We start from the raw sequence: 19,493 nt of genomic DNA on the forward strand, positions 1-19,493 counted from the left end.
GGTGAACATCTCCGGCTTCTCCGTGGAGAGCGCCGGCAAGTTGTACCGCGCCTGCGGCAACTGCACCAACTCGTACCAGCGCCACGTGGTGGTGGACAACATCATCGCGCGGTCGACGAAGGTGATCGCCGGCATCAACATCAACTGGGGTGACACGGCCCGGTTCACGAGGATCACCGTGTACGGCTCGGCGACGATCTGCGACAAGTACAACGGCGCGCCCAAGGGCCAGGAGCCCGAGCACGTCGGGTCGGGCGCCGACGGCAAGAACTGCTTCTACAGCGCGTCGGACATCACGTACCGCTAGACCGTGGGCCGGCGTCACCGGGAGTGAGTCGCCCGGTGACGCCGGCGTGCTGGCGGAGCGCGAGGGTCACCGCGGCCGCGGCGAAGGCGGCCAGCGCCGCCACCGGGACCGCCGCCGACCGGCCGGACAATGCGCACGAGGGGCGCTGCGGCGGCAGCCAGCCGAGCGGGTCGACCAGGGCCTCCACCGCGTCGCCCGGGCGCAGGTCGTCGGCGCAGCCGGTCCAGCCCAGGTCCTCGCCGGTGGCCGTGGCGGTCAGGCGGGCGCGCCCGACGCAGCCGGCGTCGGGCTTGTGCAGCTCGGCGCGCAACGGGCCGTAGTCGACGCACGGGGCCGCCGCGGTGACCGTGGCCCGCACCGGATCCGCGAACGAGCCCGAGTACGCCGGCACGGCCGTCAGGGCCAGCGCGATGCCGGCCCCGGCCAGCGTGAGCAGGGCCCACCAGGCGCGGTCGTCGCCCGTGACGGCCAGGATCGCGGCGATGCCGCCACCGCCGCCCAGGCAGAGCACCACGCCGCCGGCCGCGCCCGTCCACAGGTTGCCGGTCGCGGTGCTCCAGGCCAGCAGGGCGCCGCCGGTCACCGACAGCGCGACGACCGCGACGGCGAGGACGGCGACGGCGGTGCTCCGGCGGTTGACGTCGCGCCCCATGCGGGCATTCTAGTAACGATGATCGATGCCGTCTGCGGTATTCCGGGTCCGGTTCGAAGGCCCTCTGCGCAGGTCCGGGACGAAGCTGATCGACAAGTCTGTACGGGAGGTGGTGTAACCGCGGGTGCACACGCTGTAGGGTGTTCGGGTCGTCCTTCATCGTGAAAGAAAAATCGAGCGGGAGCGAGCTATGCCGATCACCGGACAGCGAGTGGTGCGCCGGACGCTCGGCCGACGGATGACCAGGTTACGCGTCGCCAGCGGCAAGAGTCGCCGCGAGGTCGCCGAGGCGAAGTTGGGCATTTCGGAGCCGACCCTGCACCGCATCGAGACGGGCAAGGTGCCGGTCACGCCGGCCAACGTCCGGGCGCTGTGCTGGCTCTACGGCGCCGACCAGAGCATCACCGACGCGCTCGCCGAGCTCGCCCTGGGCACGTCCCAGGAGGAGTGGTGGGACGCCAACCCGGTGATCCCCGACTGGTTCAAGCTCTACGTCGGCCTGGAGGCGAGCGCCAACCGGATCAGCACCTACGACGGGGAGATCGTTCCCGGCGAGCTGCAGACCGAGCAGTACGCGGTCGCCGTCTTCGCGGCCGAGCAGCCGTCCGACGACGACGCCGCGCAGCGCCACGTCAAGCTGCGCATGCAGCGCCAGCAGGCGTTGTTCAGCCGTTCTCCGGTGCCGCAGCTGATCACCGTCATCGGCGAGAACGTGCTCACCCGGCAGGTCGGCGGCAAGGCCGTGCTCGACGGGCAGATCGACCACCTGCGGGAGATCGACGCCAAGGGCCTCGTCGAGGTCCGGGTCCTGCCGTTCGCGGCCGGTGCGCACGCCGCGATGGCGGGCGCGTTCCGTATCCTGGACTTCGACGACGCGGACGACCCCGACATGGTGTACCTGGAGTCGCACGTCGGCGCGCTGTATCTCGAGGAGGACCACGAGATCGCCGAGTATCGGCGGATCTTCCGCCTGGTCCGTGACGCTTCGGTGCCGCTCGCGGACTTTCGATGACTTTCATTTGGTTGGGCCGGGTATGATCCACGGCAAGGCGTGATCCATGCGAATGCGCCGACATACCCCTTCCCCAAGCAAGGCGGTCTCCGGTGGCAGGAGCGGCACAGAGCGGTGAGCCCAAACCGGCCACCGCGGCCCGGATCTACGACTACCACCTCGGGGGGATCCACAACTTCCCCGCCGATCGTGAGGCCGCTGACGCGGTTGCCAAGCTCTTCCCGCTGGTCCCGGCACTGGCCCGCAACAACCGGGCGTTCCTGCGCCGCGCGGTGCGGCACCTCGCCGAGTCCGGCGTGCGGCAGTTCCTCGACATCGGCTCGGGCATCCCGACCGCCGGCAACGTCCACGAGGTGGCCCGCACGATCGTCCCCGACGCCAAGGTGGTCTACGTCGACCTGGACCCGGTGGCCGTCTCGGAGAGCCTGGAGATCCTCGACGGCGACGAGCGCTCCGCCGCCGTGCGGGCCGACCTGCGCGATCCCGACAGCATCCTGACCCACTCCCAGGTGCGTCGCCTCATCAACTTCCGCGAGCCGGTGGCCGTCCTGCTCATCGCGGTCCTGCACTTCGTCCCCGACGACGAGGCCGCGGTCGACGCCGTCTCCCGGCTGTGCGCGCCGCTCGTCCCCGGCAGCTTCCTGGCGATCTCCCACGCCTCGGCCGACGGCCTCGCCGAGCCCAGGTCGGACGACCTGGCCGTGGCCAAGGACCTGTATCAGCGCAGCACCACGACCCCGTTCCACCTGCGCTCGCGGCCCCAGGTCGAGCGGTTCTTCGCCGGCCAGGAGCTGCTCGACCCGGGCGTGGTCTGGTTGCCCGAGTGGCGTCCCGCGCCGGACGACCCCACCGACTTCACGGACCGGCCGGCCCTGAGCGCCGGCCTGGCCGGCGTGGGCCGCGTCCGCTGACCCCACCCGCCGCCACCTAGGGCCCGGCCGCGGCCCAGACGGACCGCGTCCCCTGACCCTGACCCGCCCCGCCTTAGGGCCCGGCCGCGCTCAAGCCCCGGCCGCGGCCCAGGCGGGCCGTGCCCGCGCCCGTCACGGTCCGCAGCGCCGGCCGCCCGCCTCCGTGGCGCGGGGCCCCTCCGCGCTGCCCGGACCGCTCCGAGCCGCGTGCTCCCACCACCGCGCCGATCTTGGAGTTGTGGTGCCTGCCAAACCGGGGCAATCTCGGAGTGTCCGGGCACCACAACTCCAAGATCGACGCGGTGGGGAAGCGCGCCTACGGTCGCGGTCGTGGCGGGGCGTGTGGAGCGAGGTCGGCGCGGGGAGGAAGCGCGCCGGCGGTGGCCGTGGCTCGGTCGTGGCTCGGGCGCGCGCAGCGGCAAGGGTGCCCGGCCGGGCGGAGGCGGCCGGGCGTCGAAAAGTGGCCCAAAACAGAGATCGGTCAATCTACCCTCGCTCCGGAGCTGGGCGGCGAGGGTAGATTGACCGTCGTTCGTGCGTACCCCGTGTAGTCCCGTTGGCGCCGGTCGATGCCGTCCGGCAACGCCGGCGCCGAGCGGGAGCGGTATTCGGCGAGGGGCGGCCGGCCGCGTTGCCGGGCCGCCCCGGATCGATCAGCCGTGCAACAGCCGGTCGAACTCGCCCCGCTTCGCGCCGAAGAGGAACGAGTCCCACTCCTCGGTGGTGAACAGTACGGAGCCCGCGGACGGGTTCTTGCTGTTGCGGACCTCAATCATGTCGTTGTGACGGCGCGCCTCGACGCAGCTGCCGCCGTTCCCCGTCGAACGGCTCGACATGATCCATTCACTGTGTTGCATTCCGTAACTCCTCGTGGTGGCGCGATGCCGGGGCGTCGGCGGTGCCTCTCGGCCGGGGGTGCGAACTACGTCACACAGTTACGGTGAGTGATCATTCGTCAACCATCCGCCATGATCTCCGACGCGTCTTGTGCCTGGTGGTCCACTGTCTGTGTACTGCCAGTGCAACGGCTTCGTCTTTCACGATGAAACCGTGGCTGACATAGCGTAGTGGAAATTTGGTGGGATGCATGTTCTCTGGATGACGTTTTATCGCCGTGAAATCTTGCACAGGGCGCGAAGCGCTGCGATGCTCTTCGTCAACAGTCGTCGGTCGAACCCCCCGATGTGCACTGGAAAGGGAGCGTCATGTCCGCACAGCCCGCCGCGCCGCCGGAAACGGCCACGTGCGGGCAGCGCTGGACCGACACCCGGACCTGCCAGGCCGGCCCCGAGCACCGTTGCACGCGGGCCAGCCCCGACCACCGCTCGCACATCTGCGCTTGCCACGCGGTCCAGCTGCGTGGCATCTGAACCCACCGGGCGGCGCCGCGAAGCAGCCGACCGGTCACGACGGAGGTGAACATGTCCGCGCCCACCCGCCCGGCCGAGTCGCAGACATTCAGCCCGGGCGACCGCGTCTGGATCCCCAAGTCCGGCGTCCGGCGTGCCGGGATCGTCGTCTGCTCGTCCCCGGACGCCGCGACGGTCCGCTACCGCCCGACCGAGGGCCGTGGGACCGGCGTGGACACGGTCACGGCCGAGGACGTCACCACCCGTAGCGACGCCGACCCGCTGCTCGACAGCACGCTCGACTTCACGCTGAGTCGCCGCATCCCCATCGGGTAGGTCAGGAAGCCGTCGCGGCGTCCACCGCCTGCAGGGCGTCGTGCAGCGCCGCCCGGGACGTGATTCCCAGCTTCGGGAAGACCCGGTGCAGGTGCGCGCCGACCGTCCGGTGCGAGAGGAACAGCTTCTCGCCGATCTGCTTGTTCGTCAGCCCGGTCGCCGCCAGCGAGGCGATCTGGCGCTCCTGGAACGTCAGCGCCGCCCCCGCCGTCGACTGCCGGGGGACGCGGGCCGCGCCCCCGACACCCGTCGCGCGCAGCTCGTTGCGGGCCCGCTGGGCCCAGGGGGTCGCGCCCAGGCGGTCCAGGGTGTCCAGGGCCGCGCGCAGCTGGAGCCGGGCCCGGCCGGTGGAGCGGGTGCGGCGCAGCCACTCGCCGTAGGCGAGCTGGATCCGCGCCTGATCGAACGGCCAGCGGTCGGCCTCCGGCAGCGCCAGCGCGGCCCGGAACAGGGTGTCCGCCTCCTCGTCGGGGGCGGCCAGGGCGGCCGCGCCGGCCGTGAGCAGGGCGGTGCGCGGGGAGATGCGCGGGATGCCGGACCGGCGGGCGGCCGCCACGTACTGCTCGGCGGGGCGCCCGGTGCGCACCGCCGCCTCGACCAGGTCCATGACCATCCAGCGGGCGGGGATGCCGGCCGACGGGCCGTCCGGGGCGGCGAGCGACGCCTGGACGTACGCCTCCTCGAAGTCGCCCTGCCCGAGCGCGGCGACCGCCCGGGCCCGCCGCACGAACGCCTGCGTCAGGCCCACCCCGCGCGGCGCGGCCCACGCGCTGATCCCGTCGGTCAGCACCCGGCACCGCTCGACGTCGCCGCGGGCGGCGGCCAGGAACGCGAGGTGGCTGCGCAGCTGGACCTCGAAGAGGCGGTACCCGTGCGCCACCGCCAGGTCCAGGCCCTCGCTCAGCGAGCGCTCCGCCTCGGCCCAGCGCCCGTGGTACGACGCGTCGACGCCGAGCAGGAGCAGGCCCGAGATGACGAACGTGTAGCCGCCCCCGCCGCGCTCGCGCTCGACCATCCGCTCGACCGCGTGGCGGAAGCCGGACAGGGCGTCGACGCGCAGGGCGGCGTAGGCGAGCGGCGCGAAGTACCACGACCCGACGTCGCGCGACAGCTCGTCGATGATGCGGATGACGGCCTCGCGGACCGGGTACGGCGGGCTCGCCGGGTCGGTCAGCGCGTCGAAGCACAGCCGCAGCGGCGTGATCCCCTCGGGCTGGAACCGGTGCACGGCCCGGTCGAGGAGCTGCCACAGCTCGGGCCGGGCGCCGTACTCGCAGGCGATCAGCAGCCCGTGCAGCGCGTCGCCGACCCAGTCGCCGGCGCCGTCGGGGCCGTCGGGGTCGGCCCGGTCGAGCGCGTCGGCGAGCATCCGCTGGCCGGTGTCGATGTCGCCGTCGCCGTGGATGAGCCCGATCGCGACGGCCGCGGCGGTGAACGCGGACCCGTCCGGGTCGGCGCCGCCCCGCCGTGCCTCCTCGAGCAGTTGGGTCGCCCGTTCGAGCGGCCCGGTCACGCTGGCCAGCGACGCGGCCTCCATGAGCCGGCGGAACCGGTCGGCCGGCTCCGGGCTCAGCTCGCTGGCCCGCACGAGCGCGGTGACCGCGGCCGCCGCGCTGCCGTTGCGCTGCGCGGCCCGGGCGGCCCGCTGCAGGTCGACGGCCAGCGACTCGTCGGGCGCGTCGGCCGCCTCGGCGAGGTGCCACACCCGCCGCGACGGGTCGCCGGTGAGGGTCTCGGCGATCCGCCGGTGCGCGGCGCGGCGCTCGGCCGGCGTCGCCAGCTGGACGACCGCCGCCCGCTCCAGGGGACTGCCGGACGGCCACGTGTCCAGGGCGGCGTCGAGCAGCCGGTCGCGGGCGTCGGGCGCGAGATCATGCAGGCCCTCGCTGTACACCTGGAACAACCGCGGACTCAGGTGCGGCGGGTCCGGCATCGGGTCGGCGCCCACGACCTGCCGGTCGGTGAGCGCCGTCGCCAGTTCGAGCAGCGCGAGCGGGTTTCCGTCCGCTTCCCGCATGATTCGCTCGTGTACCGCGGGTGCCAGCCCCGGCCGCCGCGCGTCGAGCAGCGCCCCGGCCTCGGCGGCGGGCAGCGGCGGCACGTCGAGGACGGGGATGCGCAGCTCGTCGAAGCAGCTCGCGGCCCCGGTCCGGGCGGAGGCGAGCACCACGACGTCGTGCCGGAGGCGGCGGACGGCGAACCCGAGCACGGCCGCGCTGCCGGCGTCGACGCGCGGGACGTCGTCGACGATCAGCAGCAGCGGGCCGCGGGCGGCGGCCTCGTCGAGCAGGGCGAGCACGCGGGTCGCGACGGCGAGCGGGTCGCGCGCGGTGCCGATCGGGTCGCGGCTCAGCGGGTACACGAGCTGATGCACCGCCGCGAAGGGGATGTCCTGCTCGAACCCGACGGCGTCGGCCCGCAGCACGGTGCGCCGGGTGGCCCGGGCGGCCGCGTCGAGCAGGGCGGTCTTGCCAGCGCCGGGCCCGCCGCGCAGGAGCAGCGCGCCGTGCCCGGCATCGAGGAGCGTGCGGATCCGGCGCAGCTCGGCCTCGCGCCCGATGAGGTGCGCGGTCATGTCGTTCTCCGTCCGGGGACTCGGGGCTGTCCCCCGGTGCAGCGTAGGCACGCGCCGGGCTATTCCGGCAATGCCGTCATATGACCCATGTCCGGCGGGTCCGAGCGGCTCAGTGTTGAGGCATCACGTTGTACCGAAGGAGCAGCCGGATGACCACTCTCGCCGATCCTCGTGTCGTTGTTCCCACCGGCCGTCCGCGGGTGACCGACCCGCGCCGGACCACGTCGTGCGCCCGCGACTTCGTCGTGCCGGGCGGCCCGGCCGGGGAGACGTGGTTCCGTCTCTTCCGCCCGCCGGGCCTGGCGCTGCCGCTGCCCGTGATCGGGTACGTCCACAGTGGACGCCGCAACCGGGCGACCCAGCGGCGGGCGCTGGGCCTGGCCGCCGACGTCCACGCGGCGGTGGTCGTCGTGGACTACTCGCTCGCCCCGACGGCGCGGGTGCCGGTGGCGCTGGAGGAGGACTACACGGCGCTCGCGTGGGTGGCCGCGCACGGCGCCGAGCACGGCCTGGACGGGGCCCGGATCGCGCTGAGCGCCGACCCCGAGGCGGCCGACCGCGCCGACGAGCTGATGGTCCTGGCCGACCGCCGCGGTGCGGTCCCACTGGCGGCGCACGTCCTGTGGACCCCGTCGGCGGCCGGGATCCTGCGGGCGGCGCTGGCCACCTGACCCGCCGTCAGACCCGGCTCGTCAGACGATGTTGCGGCGGGACTCATGCAGCGCAACCGGCGGCGGAACCAGTCCATCAGCATCGTCATGCCTCCAGCAGCAGTACCGGAAGCAGGGCATCGGCCACCGCCCCCGCGTCGAGGGACGGGTCGGCCGCGGCCAGCAGGGCGAGCCCGCCGCCGACCGCGCCGAGCGCGACGACCAGGGCGGGGATCGGCACGGCCGGCCGCACGCCGAGCCGCGGGCAGTGGCGGGCGAGCAGCGCCGCGAGGCCGGCGTCGAGGCGGTGCTGCAGCGCGACGAGGCGGGCGGCGTGCTCGGGCTGGCCGGCGACGGCGGCGAGATACTCGGCGCCGAGCAGCGCCCACCGCCCGGCCTCGGCCCCGTCGACCGGCCCCGGGGCGGCCGGCGTGTTGTCGCGGCGCGCGAAGCGGGCGGGGTCCAGGGCGTCGAGGAGGTCGGCCCGGGTGGTCGCCGCCTCGAACGCGGCCGTCAGCGCCGCGAGGTGCGCGTCGGCGGTGGCCTCGAGGATCGCCTGCCAGAGCCCTTCCTTGCCGCCGAAGTGCTTGTAGACGGCCCCGCGGGTGTACCCGGCCTCGGCCGCGATCTCGTCGACGGTCGCGACCAGGAACCCCCGGCGCAGGAAGACCGCGCGCCCGGCCGCCAGCAGCCGGGCGTGGGTGCGCTCCTGGGTTTGCGCGCGCGAGAGCCGCGTCATTCGGTAACACGCCGTTTCTGGATACGCGATGTTACCAATCGGTCGGCGGCCTGCGCCACCACGGTCGTGGTGCCGAGGAAGAGCCCGGCGGCGAGCAGCAGCCGCACCTCCGGGTAGGTCGGCGGCGGCACCCAGGCGAGCCCGGTCGACGCCGTCCCGCCGACGGCCGCCGCGGCCAGGGAGACGCCCCAGGCCCGCCGGTCGCCGCAGGCCCGCCGGGCCACCTGACGCAGGGCGAGCACCAGGGCGACTCCCGCGACGAGGACGGCCGCGGCGGCGGTGAGCCAGGGGGTGCCGAGATCGAGGGCGTAGCGGATCGGCAGCGCCGGCACGAAGAACACCGTGACGAACGAGCCCAGCCCCGCCGCCACGGTCCCGATCGCGGGACCGCGCTCCGGCCCGCCCGCCGGGACCTTGCGCAGCCGCGCGGACCACCGGTCGGCGCCGGCCATGACCAGGGCCGCGGCCAGTGCGGCGGGGAGCAGGGCGGGGAGGTGGCCGAGGTTGTACAGGAGAGCGGTGTCGTACACGACCAGGACCAGCGCGCCGATCGCGGCCACCGACAGCACCGCCAGCAGCACCTCCCCGGCCGTGGCCGGCCCGCGGTCGCCGTCCGGGGCCGGGCGGACCCAGCGGCCGACGGCGAGCGGCGTGAGGATCCCGGACACGGCCCGCAGCGCCAGGTCCGCGTGCGTCCAGGGGTTGGGCAGCCCCCACTCGACCAGGCTGAACACCACGGTCCAGGCGATGCACGCGGCCCACAGGACGGGCGGCGCGGTCAGCGTGCGGGCGCGGGCGGGATCGAGGCGGCGGGCCGCGCAGAGGTACGCGAGGATGACGAACGGCAGCTCGAGCACCGCCTGCGCCCGCAGGACCGTCCAGCTCAGCAGCCGCGGCGCCGGGAACACCCCGGCGAGCGCGCGCATGGCCGCCCCGTTGGCGAGGTCGAACCAGCCCGCCGGCAGATACCGCGCCACGAACCCCGGATCGCCCCCGTGCACGCGCAGCACGTACACGGTGAACAGCACCTGGTTGAGGTAGATCGCCGCGACGACACCCGCGAGCCAGCGCCCGGGCGGATGGCCACCCCGCGCCGTGGGACGACCGCGGACGGCGAGCGCCACCCCGACCCCGACCGACACGACCACGAGCAGATCGACGCATGCCCCGACGCTGATCATGCGGCGACGGTACCGTCCGCCCGCCCCCAGCCGGGGCCGGCGGTGCCCGTCAGGCTTCGCGCGCGGCGGCGGCCAGGACGGCGGCGATGCCGGCCGGGTCGACCGGCGCGGCGGGATCGTCACGGTACCGGCGGACGGCCTGCGGGATCGCGGCCAGCCCGGGCCGCCGGGCGAGCGCCCACTCGGCCGCCGGGAGCTTGCCGCAGTGCACACCCTCGACGCCGAACCGCCAGATGCGGCAGGCGGTGAGGACCATGTGCGCGGCATACTCGTCGTCGTCCGTGAGCCCGCTCCACCGCTCGAGCCAGAACCGCCCCCGGTCGCGCACCCACGCCGCCGGCACCGCCCCGATGACCGCCGCGGGCTCGCCCCCGAGCAGGCTCCGCCCGGTGGCCCGGGCGACGGACAGCTCGGGCAGCAGGTCGGCGTCGGCGGGGGAGTCGCGGGTGACCTCGATGCCGGCCGGATACCGCCCGACGTGCAGCTCCAACGCCGGCGCCGGCGCCGGCAGGGCGGCGACCTCCGCCGTCACGACGTGCAGGTCGACGCCGCCGGCCCCACCGGTGCCGGCGTCGCGCACGAGCCGTTCGAGCGCGGCCGCCTCGGCGTCGGCGAGGCGCCCGTCGACGACCGCCAGGAGGTCAAGGTCGCTGCGCCCACCGAGAAAGTCCCCGGTGGCGAGCGACCCGTGCAGGATCACCGCCAGCGTCGGCGCCTCGACCAGCCGGGCGACCGAGAGCGCGAGGTCGTTCGCCGCGCGAAGCGCCGCTTCCATCCCGGAACTGCGCCCCTACTGCCGCGGCGGTCCGCTGGCCGGCGCCGCGTCCGGATCGTCCGGCGCCTGCGCATGCCGCGGCTGGTGCGACGGCTGCCCCTGCCCGGCCGGCGGCGCCTGTCCGGCCTGCGGCGCCTGCCCGCCCTGTGCCTGCCCGGGCTGGGGCTGCGAGGGTTGCGGCTGCCCGGCCTGCGGCGGCCAGGAGACGGGCGGCCAGGAAGCCGGCGGCTGCTGGGTCGGCGGCTGCTGGGCGTGCGGCTGCTGGCCCGGGCCGCCGTAGGAGCCGGCCGGCGGTTGGTGGGACGGCTGCTGGCCGGGGGCCGGCTGCTGCGCCGCCGACTGGCCGGAGGTTCCGTAGGGCGTGGCCGGCTGCTGGCCCGACGTGCCGTAGGACGTGGGAGGCTGGCCCGCGGCGCCCGGCTGCTGCGAGGGATGGCCGGGGGCGCTGTGGGGAGCGGCGGGCTGGCCGTACGCCCCGGGGGCGCCCTCGAACCGGGCGGTCGGCAGGTCGGCGTTCGCGGCCTGGCCCGGCTGTCCGCCGAAGACCGTGGTCGCTTCCTCCCCGGAGTTCGTGGCCGGGCCGGGCTGACCGCCGAAGACCGTGGTCGGCTGGTCCCCGGGCGGCGCGGGCTGCTGGCCGTGGGACGCGTGCGGATGGCCGGCGGCCGGGCCGCTCGTCGGTGCCGAGGGCGGGGCCCACGGCGCCGTGTGCTGGGCGCTCGGCGACTGGGCACCCGGCCACGACGTGGGTTGCGCGATGCCGGGCTGCGGGCCGCCGTAGGACGGGCCACCGTGCGAAGCCGCGGGAGGGGCACTCGACGGTTGGCCGCCGCCATACGGCGAGGCCGGAGGGGCGCTCGACGGCTGGGCGCTGCCGTAGGAGGCGGTGGGAGGGGCGCTCGACGGCTGGCCGCCGTACGGCGAGGCCGGGGGAGCGGTCGTCGGCTGGGGAGCGCCGTACGAGGCCGCGGGCGGAGCGCTGGACGGCTGGGCAGCGCCGTAGGACGCGGCCGGGGGAGCGCTCGACGGCTGGGCCGCGCCACCATAGGGAGGGGCGCTCGACGGCTGCGGTGCGCCGTATACGGGTGTGGTGGGAGCGGTCGACGGCTGCTGTGCCCCGTACGCCGGGGGCTGGCCGCCGTGCCCCACGGCCGGCTGCCCGCCGAACTGCTGGGCCGCCGCGCCGGGATGCGGTGCCGCCGGTTGACCGTAGCCGCCGGCGGGCGCCGGGGGCTGGCCGAAGGCCGAAGGGCCGGGCTGGCCGAAGGCGCCGGGAGACGCGGCCGCCGGCAGGGCAGCGTCGGCCGGGCGGCGGCGGAAGAGGAAGGACAGGGCCAGGAGCAGGACGCCCAGGCTGATCAGGACGGCGTCGATGATGCCGTAGGTGTTGGAGACCGTGGTGAAGTCGTCCGGCTGGACCTCGTTGATGCGGTCGATCATCGACTGGATGTGCAGGATCTGGACCACGATCAGGATCTGGTCGGCGGCCACGAGCACGAAGCCGGCGGCGGCCAGCAGCGCGGCCGGCGCGCCCAGGCGGCGGAGCATGACGAGCGCGAGCACCGCGCCGGCCAGGCCGAACAGGACGACCGGCACGTGCATGCCGATTTGGACCGTCTCGGACAGTGGCTTCACCACGTCGTCTTCCATCGGTCAACCCTCCCCCAGGTACCGGACGCCCCACCTTATCCTCCGGGTACGACAGATCCGCGAAAGGCGCCCGATCCGCCTGCGGGGGCACGCCGACCACCCCGCGGAAGTGTGGGCGCAGCGCGACGCCGTCGGTGCAGCTGCAGGCCCGCGGGGTTGGGCCCACTTCACCGAGACCCCGGCCGACGTCGGGGCCGCGTTCGCGGGGACGTCGTTCGAGGAGCGGTGAAGCGGGCCCTCCCGGTCAGCCGGTGACGGGCCCTCCCGGTCCGCCGGCCTTCCTGGCCGTCGCGGCGGTGCGGGGCGGGATGCTGGACGTGTCGAACGCGTACGTGGCCACCGCCGTGGCGATCGCGTCCGCGTTCGTGTCCAGGGCGAAGGTGTTGACGTTGCCGATCAGCGGGTACTGCGCGCGCAGCTGCCGGTAGAGCGCCGCGTCGCCGCCCTTGCCCTCGACGCGGAACAGGTCGTCGCACGCCTTGTGGTAGCAGGGGTCGTAGGCGACGCCGGCGACCCCGCCGTACTTGGCGACGTCGTCGGCCGACTTGATCCCCTCGGCGCCGGTGAACAGGCCGCCGGCCGGGATGCCGACGCCGATGAACGGGCCGTAGTCGGACCGGCCGGTGAAGTCGGCCGGGCTGGTCGCCTGGCGGCGACCGGCGAAGAACCGCTCGAACAGCGCTTCGATCTGCGCCGATCCGGCCGGGCCGGGGCCGGCGCCGGACGCCGCCGAGTCGTCGCCGTCGTAGACGCCGAACATGTAGTTGGGCGAGGCGACCATGTCGAAGTTGAGGTACAGCGTGATCGCCGCCTGCTGCTCGGCCGTGAGGCTGCCGACGTAGAAGGTGGAGCCGACCAGGTTCGCCTCCTCGGCGCCCCACCAGGCGAACCGGAGCTTGTTCACCGGCCTGGACTTGGCCATCTGCAGGGCGACCTCGAGCAGCGCCGCGCTGCCGCTGCCGTTGTCGTTGATCCCGTTGCCCTCCGGCACCGAGTCCAGGTGCGCCCCGGCCATGACCACGCGGTCGGCCCGCCCGCCCGGCGACTCGGCGATGACGTTCTCGGTGCTGCGGATCTCGGCGGTCGTCTCGGCCGCCAGGCGCACGGTGAGGCCCGGGGTGGCGGCGAACGCCGCGCCGGTGGCGTAGGAGACGCCCACCGCCGGGATGCCGACCGGCGTGCCGAGCGTGCCGAGGAGCAGGTCGTAGCGGTCCGGGTTGGCGGCCGGGTCGCCGTTGCCCTGGTTCATCACGATCGCGCCGACCGCGCCGGCCGCCTCGGCGTTGGCCACCTTGGTGACGAACGGGCAGGTGCCCCGCTGCATGAGCGCGATCTTGCCGGCGACGGCGGCGGTGAAGTCGGTGGCCTCGCAGCCCGACGTGACGGTGGTCCGCGGCGCGACGAGGTTGAGATCGACCGGAACGACCGCGGCGGTGGCGTCGCCGGAGCCGGAGCAGGTCATGAGATCGTAGTCGGTGCCCTCGGCGTAGGTCGCCGGGCCGGGCGCGGTCTGCGCGAACGACGAGGAGGTCTCGTCGCAGAAGTTGAACTCGAACGGCTGGCGGGTGACCTGGTAGCCGGCGTGGCGCAGGAGCGTGGCCACGTAGTCGGCGCTGCGCTGGTGGCCGGGGCTGCCGGAGGCCCGGTTGCCGTGGTTGAGGTCGCCGATGAGCTGGAACGCGACGAGGTGGCGCAGGACCCCGGGCAGGGTCACGGCCTTGGTCAGCTGCTGCGGTGTGATCTTGCCGGGCGCGGCGTTCGCCGGGGCCGCCAGGCCGGCCGAGGCCACCAGGACGGCGGCGGTGGCCGCGCCGAGGAGTCGGCGGTGCAAGCGGTACAAGACGTGCTCCCCTCTGTGGTTGGACGGGATGGGGGGCACTGTAGGCAGAACAGGAAGATCGACGGAAGTCGTTCTGCAAGGATGGCCGGGTGAATGAGCGGGAGCGGGACGGCTACGTCCTGAGCACGGACCCGGCCGCCGTCGACCTCGACACCGTGCACCGGTGGCTGTCCGAGGACTCGTACTGGGCGGCCGGGCGGGACCGGGACCTCGTCGCCCGGTCGATCGCCGGATCGCTGCCCTACAGCGTGCACCGCGACGGTGCCCAGGTCGGCTTCGCCCGCGCGGTCACCGACCACGCCACGTTCGCCTGGATCTGCGACGTGTTCGTCGACCCGGCCCACCGCGGCCGGGGCCTGGGCGTCTGGCTGGTCGACGCGATGGTCGCCGACCTCGGGGCGAAGGGGCTGACCCGGTTCCTGCTCGCCACCCGCGACGCGCACGAGGTCTACCGCCGGTCCGGCTTCGAGCCGGTCGCGGGCCCGCAGCGGTTCATGGAGATCGACCGCCGCCCGACCCGGGACGCGATCATCGCCCACCTGAACGCCACAGCCACGGAGCGGTGACCAGCGCCCCCACCGCGAGCAGCGTGATCACCGCCTGGGCCACCCGGGCGGTCGTCCCGCCGGTGTGCAGCACGTAGGTGGCCCAGCCGTTCGCCGCCGCGTCGGTGACCAGGACCGTCGCGGCGAGGACGACCCCCGCCCGGCGGGCGGCCAGCAGCAGGACCGCGGCCAGCGGGTCGAACAGGGTCAGGGACACGAAGTAGGCGGCCAGCCACGGCGGGGCCCAGCCGTACGGGGGCCAGCCGCCGGTCGCGAGCTGCACCACGTGGACCACGCCGCCGTAGGTCAGGACGGCGACCTGGGCGCCGAGGACGTACCGCACCCCGGGCATCCTCTACGCTGCCCGGCATGGCGGGCAAGCCGGACCTCGGGCGCGTGCTCGACGCCGCCGTGCCGCGCCGGATGACGAACACATCCGTGAGCCGCTCCGTGTAACCATCCCGCCGCGCGCGACACAAGGGTGGGTATGAGCGACGTCGACGAACGCGGCGCCGAGTGGTTCCGGGGCGTCTACGCCCGGCACTACCCGGACGTCGTGCGCTACGGGGTGCGGCGCACCGATGCCCTCGCCGCCGCCGAGGAGCTGGCCCAGGAGGTGTTCCTGGTCGCCTGGCGGCGGCGGTGGGAGGTGCCCGAGCGGACCCTGCCCTGGCTGTACGGGGTGGCTCGCCGGCTGCTGGCGAACCGCCGCCGGGGGATGGGGCCGCCCACGGTACCGCTGCCGGACACCGCGGGCGTCGACCCGCACGAGCCGGTGGCCGCGCTGCTCGACGTGCGGGCCGCGCTCGGCCGGCTCTCCGACGACGACCAGGAGATTCTCCGGCTCGTCGCCTGGGAGCAGCTCACCACCGGGGAGGCCGCGGTCGTCCTCGGCTGCGGGGCGACCGCCGCGAAGGTCCGGCTGCACCGGGCCCGGCGGCGGCTCGCCGCGCTCCTGGACGACCGGCCGGCGCCGGTGTCGCTGCGGGTGACAGGAGGGACGCGATGAGCGACGCGATGGAGCTGCTGCGACGGGCCGACCCGGCGGCCGGGGTGCCGGTCGGGCCGGGCGACGCGGACGAGGTACTGCGGCGGGCCGCGCACGACGTCACGACGTACGAGGCCGAACCGCCGCGGCCGGCCCGCCGGCGGGGCGTGCTGCTGGCCGCCGCCGGGGTGACCGCGCTGCTGGTCGCCGGGGGCGTCGGCGCGTCCACGCTGAGCGGCTCCGGCGGCGCGCCGGTGGTCCCGCAGGCCCCGTCGCCGTCCCCGGGCGGGCACTGCCTCACGGACCTGGCCGGGCGCCTGCAGCCCGCGCCGTACGACGGGGGGAGCGGCCGGTACGAGTACCTCCGGCTCGACATGGGCAGCGGCCTGGCGGTGGACGAGGGCAAGGGCAGCCTCGCGCGGGCGAACTGGCGGGCCGACGTGCGGCAGTGGCTCGCGGACGACGGCTCGGGCCAGCTCGACACCACGCGCGGCCCGGTCAGCTACGCCGACCGGGCGTCCGAGGAGTACTTCGCGGCCCGCCCGGAGATGCTGGTGCGGGAACCGAGGACGACGTTCGGACCGGGCGAGTACTCGCGCCGACCGGTCCCGGCCGATCCGGCGGCGATGGCGGAGCAGCTGTCCGAACCGCGGGAGAACGGCCCGTCCCAGGCGCTGGTCAACGTCGCCGACCTCAGCCGGCAATGGCTCCTCGGCGCCGCGCAGCGGGCCGCGGTCCTGCGGTTCCTCGCGGGCGTCGACGGGGTGGCCTGCGCCGGCGAGGAGACCACGCCGGAGGGCCGCACCGGGATCCGGGTCACCGCGCCGCGCGGCGAGGGTCCGCACCCGTCCCCGGGCGACCAGGGCGGCGAGGCGCTGCTGTTCGACACCGGCACCGGCGAGCTGCTCGCCGGCGGCGGCTCCGGCACCGGCGTCCCCTGGGAGATGCGGGTCCTGGAGCGCGGCTACCGCGACACCATCGGCTGAGACCGCAGCCGCGGCGACAGGTCGAGGGCCGCGCGGACCGGGTCGCCGGCCCAGCGGCTGGGGAACGCGTCGTGCAGTGCCCAGCCGGCCCGGCGCAGGGCGCGTTGGCGGTCGAGGTGGGCCTCGTTGCCGTCGGGGTGGGGGCCGCAGATCAGCCCGACCCCGTCGGCGACGACGTCGACCTGCCAGCCGCCGACCGCGTACCCGGTCCGCACGTCGTGACCGGCCGCCCTCAGCTCGGTGGCCAGGCGGCGCACGAACGGTACCGTTGCCGCATCCGGATCGTCGTGGGAGCTGCGGGGCCCCTCCGCGTGGGCCAGGTAGTCCCCGACCAGGCCGGTGCCCCCGGTCAGCGAGGTGACCACGACGAGCCGCTCCCGGGCCCGGGTCACCATGACGTTGAACAGGTTGGGCTCGGCGGCGAAGCGGTGCCGGGCGGGGGAGTCGCCGTCGACGAGGCCGAGCGACACGACGACCGTGGCGGCCTCGCTGCCCTGGAACGCGTGGACGGTGCCGGTGCGCAGCCCGAGCCGCTCGATCTCCTCGACCGACAGGGTCTTGAGCAGCGCCGCCTCGATCGCGTCGGCCTGCGCGCGAAACGGCGTGACGACCCCGATGCCCGTGACGTCCGCCTTCGCGAACCGGCCGATCGCGGCCAGGACCGCGTCGACCTCGTCCCTGTTCACGCCGTCGGCGACCGTCGCGTCCGGGACGTGCACGACGTCGATGGCGTCGATGCGCTCGGTGCGCGGATGGCGGGTCATCAGGTGCAGCCGGCCCTGGTAGAAGCGGCGGGCGGAGAAGTCGATGAGGTGCGGGGCGCAGCGGTAGTGCTCGTCGAGCCAGGTGACGGGGGAGGCCCCGACCGCGACGTCGTACGCGCTGGAGCGCCGCACGTCCACCCGGTCCTCCAGGCCGTGCCGGGCCAGGGTCGCGGCCACGTCGATGTCGGCGACGAAGCTGACGAACCGCAGCTGGTTGGGGTCCCCGGCGACCAGGGCGCGGCGGGCGCGGGCCAGCACCGGGGCGGCCCGCAGCTGGTCGATGTGGGCGGCCTCGTCCAGGATGACCAGGTCGAACAGGCCGGGCGTCGGCGGCAGCAGATCCTCGACGTCGGTGACGGTCCCGATCCACAGCGGCAGCGCCGCGACGAGCGCCGGGCCGTCGAGGGCCGCGAGGGCTTCGCGGCGCCCGTTGCGGCCCGTGCGGAGGGCGGTGGCGAGAGCGGCGGTACTGCGGCGGGCGTCGCCGCTCCAGCGCTTGCCACTGGTGGCGGCGTGGCGCATGGCGGTGCCGATGGCCTCGGCGAGCCTGCGGTCGGCGTCCTGGAGGGCGTCCCAGGCCGGTCCGAGGTCGGTGCCGCCGTTGACGGCGAGGGTGGCGGCGGCGCGGTCGGCTGCCCGTGCTTCGAGGAGCTGGGCGAGGCGGTCCTCGCTGACGCCGGTTCGTCGCTTGATGCGGTACTTGCGGAAGAATCGGATTTTTCGAGTCTTGTCCGGATCGAAGTCGTTGGCGAAGACCTTCGGGGCCTCGGCGCGGAGGCCGGCCAGCAGCGGCTCCCAGGTCCGCATGGTGGCGGCGGCCCGCTCCAGGTCGAGGGCGGCCGCGATGCCGTTGGCGATCGCGTCGACGGCCCGCTGCGCCGCCTCGACCGCGGCCTCGTCGGCGCGCAGCTGCTGGCCGGTGGCGCCCTGCGGCAGGCCGGCGGTGAGCGCGGCGAGGATCCGGCCGCGCCGCTCGGTGTTGCCGAAGAGGACGGGTTCGGGCCCCGGGTACCGCGCGAGCAGCTCGCCGAGCACCTCCGCCGCGTGCGCCGACTGGGTCGCCACCAGCACCGACCCACCCCGGTGCACGGTGTCGAGCGCGGCCGCCACGACGGCGTGGCTCTTGCCGTTGCCCGGCGGCCCGGACACGACCACGACCGGCTCGTGGCGGACCCGGCGCACGACCTCCCGCTGGGCGGCGTTGAGCGGCAGTGGCGACACGACCGGCTCGTCGTGCTCGCCGGCCGCGGTGTGCGCCCCGTACACGGCCGCGAGGGCCGTATGCTCCAGCCCGGCGCGGGTGGACCAGGCGCGCAGGGTGTCCCGCAGCCCGGCGGCGGACACGTCCCGCGCCACGAAGAGCGCCGCGATCGCCTGCCCGACCAGCTCGTCCGTCGGCAGCGTCGCCAGCGGCGTGTCGTCGCCCGCGATCCGGTCGGGCGTGAATCCGGCCGCCCCGGCCGCGGTGGCGACCCACGCGGCGGTGCCGACGCCGCCGAGCCAGGCCGCGCTCCCGAGCCCCGGCGCTCCCTCGAGCGTGCGGGCCAGGTCGCGGTCGGTGACGAGCGGCGAGAGCTCGAGGTCACCGGCGGCGACGATCTTGTACCCGCGGCCGGTCCGCTCCAGCCGCACGGGCTCGGCCACGAGCGGCACGCGCAGCTTCTTCACGGTGCCGTCGACGTCGGCGACCCCGAGCAGCCAGGCCCAGCCGCGCCGCAGGATGCGCTCGTCGCGGTGCAGGGCGTCGAGCGCCGCGAGCCGGTCGGCGCTGCGGTTGCGCGGGGCCCGCTCGGGGTCGCGGAGAAAGAGGATGGGCTGATCCCCTTTGGCGACGTCGAGCGTCCGCTCCCGACCGGCCGGTGCGAGGTCGGCGAGGGCGGCTAGCACCTTGCTCGGTTCCATAGACGGCCGATTCTGTCACCGCGGGGCACGGCGCCGCCGCCCGCACCGCCCGCTCCGGTCGCACCCTGCTCCGGTCACGCCTCGATCGCTCCCGCGCCTGTCGGAGCCCGGCCCCTTAAGCCACAGACGTTGGTCGATCTACCCTCAAGTTGATCTCCGATTGTGAGGGTAGATCGACCAACGTCTGTTCGATCCACCCCGCCTGCCACCCCCGCCCTGCCCTGCCCCACCCGGCTGCGACTTCGCCTGCCGCGACTCCGGCGATTCCCGTTCCGACGGTTCCCGTTCCCCGTTCCGACGGTTGCCCACTCCGGCCGTTCCCGTTCCCGTT

At 75.0% G+C, this 19,493-nt stretch carries 18 protein-coding genes; 8 read left to right on the forward strand and 10 right to left on the reverse strand.

Annotation, left to right across the window (positions count from 1 at the left end; all coding sequences use genetic code 11):
* The coding region (locus IEZ31_RS32190; protein WP_190253802.1) for a pectate lyase at nucleotides 1–307 on the forward strand (307 nt) is incomplete at its 5' end.
* On the opposite strand, the gene IEZ31_RS32195 is transcribed toward IEZ31_RS32190, so the two are convergent.
* The gene (locus IEZ31_RS32195) at nucleotides 294–959 is read right to left on the reverse strand and encodes a hypothetical protein (RefSeq protein ID WP_190253803.1); all 666 of its coding nucleotides are present in this window, start codon (nucleotides 957–959) and stop codon (nucleotides 294–296) included. The two genes, IEZ31_RS32190 and IEZ31_RS32195, sit on opposite strands and share 14 nt — an antisense overlap.
* A gap of 238 nt (nucleotides 960–1,197) precedes the next feature.
* Between IEZ31_RS32195 and IEZ31_RS32200 the strand changes: the two genes are divergently transcribed.
* Both IEZ31_RS32200 and IEZ31_RS32205 read left to right on the forward strand, forming a co-directional pair.
* A complete protein-coding gene (locus IEZ31_RS32200) occupies nucleotides 1,198–1,971 on the forward strand; it encodes a helix-turn-helix domain-containing protein (protein ID WP_190253804.1) in 774 nt (257 codons plus the stop codon).
* A gap of 92 nt (nucleotides 1,972–2,063) precedes the next feature.
* Nucleotides 2,064–2,882 carry an SAM-dependent methyltransferase gene (locus IEZ31_RS32205; RefSeq protein WP_190253805.1) on the forward strand — a complete coding sequence of 273 codons (819 nt, stop codon included), beginning with the start codon at nucleotides 2,064–2,066 and terminating at the stop codon, nucleotides 2,880–2,882.
* Nucleotides 2,883–3,535: 653 nt separating this feature from the next.
* Here the strand turns inward: IEZ31_RS32205 and IEZ31_RS32210 are convergent.
* Nucleotides 3,536–3,739, reverse strand: coding sequence for a DUF397 domain-containing protein (locus IEZ31_RS32210; protein WP_190253806.1), 204 nt, complete (start codon nucleotides 3,737–3,739; stop codon nucleotides 3,536–3,538).
* Nucleotides 3,740–4,303: 564 nt separating this feature from the next.
* On the opposite strand from IEZ31_RS32210, the gene IEZ31_RS32215 reads away from it, so the two are divergent.
* Entirely contained in the window at nucleotides 4,304–4,567 is a 264-nt protein-coding gene (locus IEZ31_RS32215; protein WP_190253807.1) for a hypothetical protein, read from the forward strand.
* Between the two features lies 1 nt (nucleotide 4,568).
* Here the strand turns inward: IEZ31_RS32215 and IEZ31_RS32220 are convergent, their stop codons facing one another.
* Nucleotides 4,569–7,142 carry a helix-turn-helix transcriptional regulator gene (locus IEZ31_RS32220; RefSeq protein ID WP_190253808.1) on the reverse strand — a complete coding sequence of 858 codons (2,574 nt, stop codon included), beginning with the start codon at nucleotides 7,140–7,142 and terminating at the stop codon, nucleotides 4,569–4,571.
* Nucleotides 7,143–7,291: 149 nt separating this feature from the next.
* On the opposite strand from IEZ31_RS32220, the gene IEZ31_RS32225 reads away from it, so the two are divergent.
* Nucleotides 7,292–7,813, forward strand: coding sequence for an alpha/beta hydrolase (locus IEZ31_RS32225; protein ID WP_190253809.1), 522 nt, complete (start codon nucleotides 7,292–7,294; stop codon nucleotides 7,811–7,813).
* A gap of 85 nt (nucleotides 7,814–7,898) precedes the next feature.
* Here IEZ31_RS32225 and IEZ31_RS32230 read toward each other — a convergent pair whose 3' ends face one another.
* The 5 genes from IEZ31_RS32230 to IEZ31_RS59500 form a co-directional block, all read right to left on the reverse strand.
* The gene (locus IEZ31_RS32230) at nucleotides 7,899–8,531 is read right to left on the reverse strand and encodes a helix-turn-helix domain-containing protein (RefSeq protein WP_190253810.1); all 633 of its coding nucleotides are present in this window, start codon (nucleotides 8,529–8,531) and stop codon (nucleotides 7,899–7,901) included.
* Nucleotides 8,528–9,712 carry a hypothetical protein gene (locus IEZ31_RS32235; RefSeq protein WP_190253811.1) on the reverse strand — a complete coding sequence of 395 codons (1,185 nt, stop codon included), beginning with the start codon at nucleotides 9,710–9,712 and terminating at the stop codon, nucleotides 8,528–8,530. The genes IEZ31_RS32230 and IEZ31_RS32235 overlap by 4 nt, the downstream gene beginning before the upstream one ends.
* 49 nt (nucleotides 9,713–9,761) lie before the next feature.
* Nucleotides 9,762–10,487, reverse strand: a complete 726-nt coding sequence (locus IEZ31_RS32240; protein WP_190253812.1) for an aminoglycoside adenylyltransferase domain-containing protein — start codon at nucleotides 10,485–10,487, stop codon at nucleotides 9,762–9,764.
* A 15-nt stretch (nucleotides 10,488–10,502) separates the two neighbouring features.
* Nucleotides 10,503–12,137 carry a hypothetical protein gene (locus IEZ31_RS32245; protein WP_190253813.1) on the reverse strand — a complete coding sequence of 545 codons (1,635 nt, stop codon included), beginning with the start codon at nucleotides 12,135–12,137 and terminating at the stop codon, nucleotides 10,503–10,505.
* Between the two features lie 244 nt (nucleotides 12,138–12,381).
* Nucleotides 12,382–13,977, reverse strand: a complete 1,596-nt coding sequence (locus tag IEZ31_RS59500; protein WP_373294729.1) for a M28 family peptidase — start codon at nucleotides 13,975–13,977, stop codon at nucleotides 12,382–12,384.
* An 89-nt stretch (nucleotides 13,978–14,066) separates the two neighbouring features.
* On the opposite strand from IEZ31_RS59500, the gene IEZ31_RS32255 reads away from it, so the two are divergent.
* Entirely contained in the window at nucleotides 14,067–14,543 is a 477-nt protein-coding gene (locus IEZ31_RS32255; protein ID WP_190253814.1) for a GNAT family N-acetyltransferase, read from the forward strand.
* Here the strand turns inward: IEZ31_RS32255 and IEZ31_RS32260 are convergent.
* Nucleotides 14,506–14,865, reverse strand: coding sequence for a hypothetical protein (locus IEZ31_RS32260; protein WP_190253815.1), 360 nt, complete (start codon nucleotides 14,863–14,865; stop codon nucleotides 14,506–14,508). The genes IEZ31_RS32255 and IEZ31_RS32260 overlap by 38 nt on opposite strands.
* A gap of 144 nt (nucleotides 14,866–15,009) precedes the next feature.
* On the opposite strand from IEZ31_RS32260, the gene IEZ31_RS32265 reads away from it, so the two are divergent.
* Together IEZ31_RS32265 and IEZ31_RS32270 are read left to right on the forward strand one after the other, a co-directional pair.
* Nucleotides 15,010–15,531, forward strand: coding sequence for an RNA polymerase sigma factor (locus tag IEZ31_RS32265; protein WP_190253816.1), 522 nt, complete (start codon nucleotides 15,010–15,012; stop codon nucleotides 15,529–15,531).
* Nucleotides 15,528–16,496, forward strand: coding sequence for a hypothetical protein (locus tag IEZ31_RS32270; protein ID WP_190253817.1), 969 nt, complete (start codon nucleotides 15,528–15,530; stop codon nucleotides 16,494–16,496). Before IEZ31_RS32265 ends, IEZ31_RS32270 begins: the two co-directional genes overlap by 4 nt.
* Here IEZ31_RS32270 and IEZ31_RS32275 read toward each other — a convergent pair.
* The gene (locus IEZ31_RS32275; protein ID WP_190253818.1) at nucleotides 16,475–19,162 is read right to left on the reverse strand and encodes an AAA domain-containing protein; all 2,688 of its coding nucleotides are present in this window, start codon (nucleotides 19,160–19,162) and stop codon (nucleotides 16,475–16,477) included. The two genes, IEZ31_RS32270 and IEZ31_RS32275, sit on opposite strands and share 22 nt — an antisense overlap.
* Between the last annotated feature and the right edge of the window lie 331 nt (nucleotides 19,163–19,493).

The organism is Dactylosporangium sucinum (genome assembly GCF_014647515.1).
GTDB lineage: Bacteria > Actinomycetota > Actinomycetes > Mycobacteriales > Micromonosporaceae > Dactylosporangium > Dactylosporangium sucinum.